Here is a 4465-nt window from a genome sequence, read left to right as displayed (position 1 = left end):
GTCGCGGAACCCCGTCAGCGCTGTCGGAACTGATTTCAAGCTCGAAGTCATGGTACTCAGGCATTGCAGCCTCACTCGACAAAAACCTCGTACTTAAATCGTAGATGCGCTACGCCCAGATCGCCGACCTCTGGATGCTTACCTGCCTCCGAAGTTGTCTGCGCCTGCCGAAAAGAAACGTAACGGCAGCAATGCTCGTTACGGGGTGCGCCGCGGTTAAAGACGTTCGCTGTAGCGACAGCGGCCTGCGGCACGAGCGAAATTGCATTTGCTGCGATAGCCGACGTGGCAAGCCGGAGGGCGCCCACATTGATCTCGGCGGCAGCGAAGTGTGCTTCTAGCTGCTGCAAGGGATCGATTTTGTCGAGAGCCCAACACATGCCACGCTCTCCCGGTGGATCATGCTAGCAACGCAATTCGGCAAACGCAATCTTAGGAGTCAATCCAATTGGAATAAAATTTCCGATAGTCCGACTGTGGCAACGATCCGCTGCTTGATCGATCGCTGGGCGAGATTATCGCACGCAACTTCAAGACGCATTTGTGAAGCAGGTCTCATTTGACCCGAAAAGTTTGTGCAGTGCCGGATGGGCATGCCGGGCGCAAATTTCGACGTCGACGTCGTTCCTGGGGATCGAACGGATCGGGCCGGTGCGGCGACCAAACGATCGTGCCAGACTTCGCACGGTCACAGTCGGATCCCCCATGATTCTGCAATCGCTCGCCGGCCTTCCCGCCTTCCTGGTCTATTTCTGCACCGGGCTGATCGCGATCGTGGCGTATCTGTTCGTCTATACCCGCATCACCCCGCACAACGAGTTCCAGCTGATCCGCGACGACGAGCCGGCCGCAGCGATTGCGCTCGGCCTCAGCCTGCTCGGCTTCGTGGCGCCGCTGGTCAGCGCGATCGCACATTCGGCCAGTGTGCTGGACTGCCTGATCTGGGCGATCATCGCGCTGATCGTGCAGATCATCGTGCTCTTTCTGGTGAGGGTGCCGGTGCCGAACCTGTCGGCGCGGATCGCCGCAGGCGAGCTTGCCCCGGCGATCTGGCTCGGGCTGTCCTCGCTCGCCGCGGGCCTGTTGAACGCCGCCTGCATGATCTACTGATATGGCCGACAAACCCTCCAGCAAGCAGTTCGGCAAGCGCCGGCCGGTGCCGCCGACACCGCGAGAGCCGGTGAAGCGCTCCGGCCATGTCGCGCTGCTGGTGATGGGCACGATCGCGGTCGGCACTACCGCCTACACGCTGATGCCGCGGCAGACTTGCGAGCCCTCTCCTCCCGGGACGGATCCAGCGGTGCAGACGAGCACCGCGTGCAGCGGCAGCAGAAGCAGTTCCTCGGGCGGCAGCGGCGGCYCGGGCTCATCGTCGCGATCGAGCTTCTTCAGCAGCGATTCCTCCAGCCATTCTTCGTCGAGCACGTCATCCGACTCGGGCCACAGCAGCGTGAGCCGCGGCGGCTTCGGCTCGTTTGGCCATGGCTTCTCGGGCGGGGGCTGATCCATGCGGCGCATCACCTGCCTCGAGCGCGACGACTGGCGAGAAACCGCAGCGCAATGCGGCTTCGTCTTCCACACCAACGGCGGCGAACGCTATTGGGACGAGCGGGCCTATTACGCCTTCACGCTCGACGAGATCGAGCGCTCCATCGAGACCCCGACCGGCGAGATCGACGCGATGTGCCTGGAGCTTGCCAGCCGGGTGATCGGCGACGAGCGACATCTGCGGCGACTGAGGATTCCGGAAGCGTTCTGGGATCTGATTGCGACGAGCTGGAAGCGTGACGACCACAGCCTCTACGGCCGGCTCGACCTGAAATTCGACGGCAAGGGCCCGGCCAAGCTGCTCGAATACAACGCGGATACCCCGACCTCGATCTTCGAGGCCGCGGTGTTTCAATGGACCTGGCTCGAACAGGCGATCGAGCGGCGCATCATCCCGGCGCGCGCCGACCAGTTCAACTCCATCCATGAGCGGCTGATCGCGGCCTGGACGACGATCGCCGCGGGCCATCATCTGCATCTCACCGGCACCACGGGCAATGACGAGGACGCCGGCACGCTCGCTTATCTCGAAGACACCGCGCGCCAGGCGGGACTTGCGACCACGCTGCTCGACATCGAGCAGATCGGCTGGCGCGACGAGGCCGGCGGCTTCGTCGATCTCGATAACCGCGACATCGCGCTCGCCTTCAAGCTCTATCCCTGGGAATGGATGTTCCACGACGCTTTCGGCGCGAAGCTTGCCGAGGCACCGACGCGCTGGATCGAGCCGCCGTGGAAGGCGGTGCTCTCCAACAAGGGCATCCTGCCGCTGTTGTGGGAGATGTTTCCGAACCATCCCAATCTGCTGCCCGCCTTCTTCGAGGACGATCCGCGCGCGGCCGAGCTCGGCAGCTCCTATGTGCGCAAGCCGCTGCTGTCGCGCGAGGGCGCCAATGTCACGCTGGTCTCCGGCGGCGTGCCGCTCGACGCGCATGCAGGCCCTTATGGCGCCGAAGGCTTCGTGCGCCAGGCGCTCGCGCCGCTGCCGAACTTTTCGGACTTCTATCCGGTGATCGGAAGCTGGCTGGTGAACCACGAGCCGTGCGGCCTGTCGATCCGCGAAGACGAGAGCCCGATCACCGGCAACAGCTCGCGGTTTCTCCCGCACGCGATTTTGTGAGGCTTGTCATTCCGGGGCGCGACAAAGTCGCGAGCCCGGAATCCATAGCCACAGGCGGATCGAACGGCCCCACGTCTAACCGCCTGCCTATTTCGATGGCCTGTGGTTATGGATTCCGGGCTCCGCGCTTACGCGCGGCCCCGGAATGACGATGAGATCACCTCGCCGCGGCGACCTTCAGCGGCTGCGGCATCAGTCCGCCCATCGGGCGGCCGGAGCGCGCCGGATTCAGCTGGTAGAGGCCGCGGCGGTCGGTGAGGGGACGGAAGGCGTCGGTGATGCCGACGACGGATTCGGCAGCGCCCAGCAGCAGCGTGCCGTCGGCCTCCAGGCCCTTCGCCATGCGCTCGAAGATCACGGCCTTGGTGTCCTGGTCGAAATAGATCAGCACGTTGCGGCAGAAGATCACGTCGAAGGTGCCGAGATGGGAGAAGTCTTGCAGCAGATTGAGCTGGCGGAACTGCACCATCGAGCGGATGTCGGCGTTGAGCTGCCAGATCTCGCCAACTTGCGTGAAGTATTTCACGAGGTGCTGGATCGGCAGGCCGCGCTGCACTTCGAACTGGCTGTAGACGCCGGCCTTGGACTTCTCCAGGACCTCCTGCGACAGATCGGTGGCGACGATCTCGATGCGCCAGCCGGCGAAGGCTGCGCCCATCTCCTTCACGCACATCGCGATCGAATAGGGCTCCTGTCCCGTCGAGGATGCCGCCGACCAGATGCGCAGCGACTTGCGCGCGGCGCGCGCCTTGATCAGGCCGGGCAGGATGGTGTCGCGCAGGTGATCGAACGGGATCTTGTCGCGGTAGAAGAACGTCTCGTTGGTGGTCATGGCCTCGACCACGTCGGAAGCAAGCTTGCCGTCGCCGTTCTTGATCCTCTGCACGAGATCCGGAATGCCCGGAAGGCTCGCCTTGCGCGCAAGCGGCAGCAGCCGGCTCTCGACGAGATATTGCTTGTCGGCGGAGAGATCGAGACCGGAGCGCTCTTTCAGGACCTTGCGCAGATACTCGTAGTCGGCCGGCGTCACGCGCGGTCTCCCGCGAACAGGCGGTTGACCTTGGCGCCGATCTGGTTGAGCGGCAGGATCGCCGCACAGATGCCGGCATTGGCGGCCGCGCCCGGCATGCCCCACACCACGCTGGAGGCTTCGTCCTGCGCGATCACGCTGCCGCCGGCGGCGACGATGTCCTTGCCGCCGCGCATGCCGTCCGAGCCCATGCCGGTCAGGATCACGGAGAGGATACTGCCGTGCCAGATATCGATGGCGGAGGTGAAGAGCGGATCGACCGCGGGCTTGCAGAAATTGACGGCGGGGCCGTCGTCGAGCGCGATCGCGACCTCCGCGCCATTGCGCACGACGCGCATGTGCTTGCCGCCCGGCGCCAGATAGATCCGTCCCGGCTTCACCGGCTCGCCGTCGATCGCCTCGGCTGCCGGCTTGCGGCTCGAGCGCGCCAGATGCTCGGCAAGGATGGTGGTGAAGGTCGGCGGCATGTGCTGGGTGATCAGCACCGGGAAGCGGTCGATCACCGGGCCGAGCTCGGTCACCAGCGCCATCAGTGCCTGCGGACCGCCGGTCGAGGAGCCGATCAGCAGCACCTTGGGTGCCTGGGTCGAGAACGGGCGCGTGGACAGCGCCCCCGACGACGGCGCATGCACGGCCGGTGCGGGCGCGGCGGGCCGCACGACAGCCGGTGCACGTGCAGCCGGTGCCGGGCTCGCGGGCGCAAGCGGCGGGCTCGCGACTGCGGGCCTGCGGCGCAGCCGCGCGCCGAGGTGGCGGATCTTCTGGAT

General features: G+C 65.1%; 6 protein-coding genes. 3 read left to right on the top strand and 3 right to left on the bottom strand.

The features are described from left to right. Positions 1-71: 71 nt before the first annotated feature. Positions 72-380, bottom strand: coding sequence for a hypothetical protein (locus tag ACXJL8_RS34860; RefSeq protein ID WP_456623245.1), 309 nt, complete (start codon positions 378-380; stop codon positions 72-74). A 325-nt stretch (positions 381-705) separates the two neighbouring features. Here ACXJL8_RS34860 and ACXJL8_RS34855 point away from each other — a divergent pair, with 325 nt between their 5' ends. The 3 genes from ACXJL8_RS34855 to ACXJL8_RS34845 are packed head-to-tail and all read left to right on the top strand — an operon-like array spanning position 706 to position 2668. After that, on the top strand, positions 706-1110 hold the full coding sequence (locus ACXJL8_RS34855) for a DUF350 domain-containing protein (RefSeq protein WP_456623244.1): 405 nt from the start codon (positions 706-708) through the stop codon (positions 1108-1110). A 1-nt stretch (position 1111) separates the two neighbouring features. Then, on the top strand, positions 1112-1504 hold the full coding sequence (locus ACXJL8_RS34850) for a hypothetical protein (RefSeq protein WP_456686433.1): 393 nt from the start codon (positions 1112-1114) through the stop codon (positions 1502-1504). A 3-nt stretch (positions 1505-1507) separates the two neighbouring features. Beyond that, positions 1508-2668, top strand: coding sequence for a glutathionylspermidine synthase family protein (locus tag ACXJL8_RS34845; RefSeq protein ID WP_456623242.1), 1161 nt, complete (start codon positions 1508-1510; stop codon positions 2666-2668). Between the two features lie 157 nt (positions 2669-2825). Here the strand turns inward: ACXJL8_RS34845 and ACXJL8_RS34840 are convergent, their stop codons facing one another. Then, positions 2826-3698: a CheR family methyltransferase gene (locus tag ACXJL8_RS34840; RefSeq protein ID WP_456623241.1), complete on the bottom strand. Its 873-nt coding sequence runs from the start codon at positions 3696-3698 to the stop codon at positions 2826-2828. Then, positions 3695-4465 (bottom strand): chemotaxis protein CheB (locus ACXJL8_RS34835; RefSeq protein WP_456686432.1); only part of this gene is annotated, 771 nt, incomplete at its 5' end. The genes ACXJL8_RS34835 and ACXJL8_RS34840, both read right to left, overlap by 4 nt.

The sequence above is a fragment of the Bradyrhizobium sp. P5_C11_2 genome, assembly GCF_054049755.1.
Note: the sequence above shows the minus strand (reverse complement) of the source record. Positions and strands in the feature narration are given on the sequence as shown.

Excerpts from the sequence above, each read along its gene's own strand:
- ACXJL8_RS34860 (WP_456623245.1), bottom strand. The coding sequence starts at position 380 with ATGTGTTGGGCTCTCGACAAAATCGATCCCTTGCAGCAGCTAGAAGCA.
- ACXJL8_RS34845 (WP_456623242.1), top strand. The coding sequence starts at position 1,508 with ATGCGGCGCATCACCTGCCTCGAGCGCGACGACTGGCGAGAAACCGCA.
- ACXJL8_RS34855 (WP_456623244.1), top strand. The coding sequence starts at position 706 with ATGATTCTGCAATCGCTCGCCGGCCTTCCCGCCTTCCTGGTCTATTTC.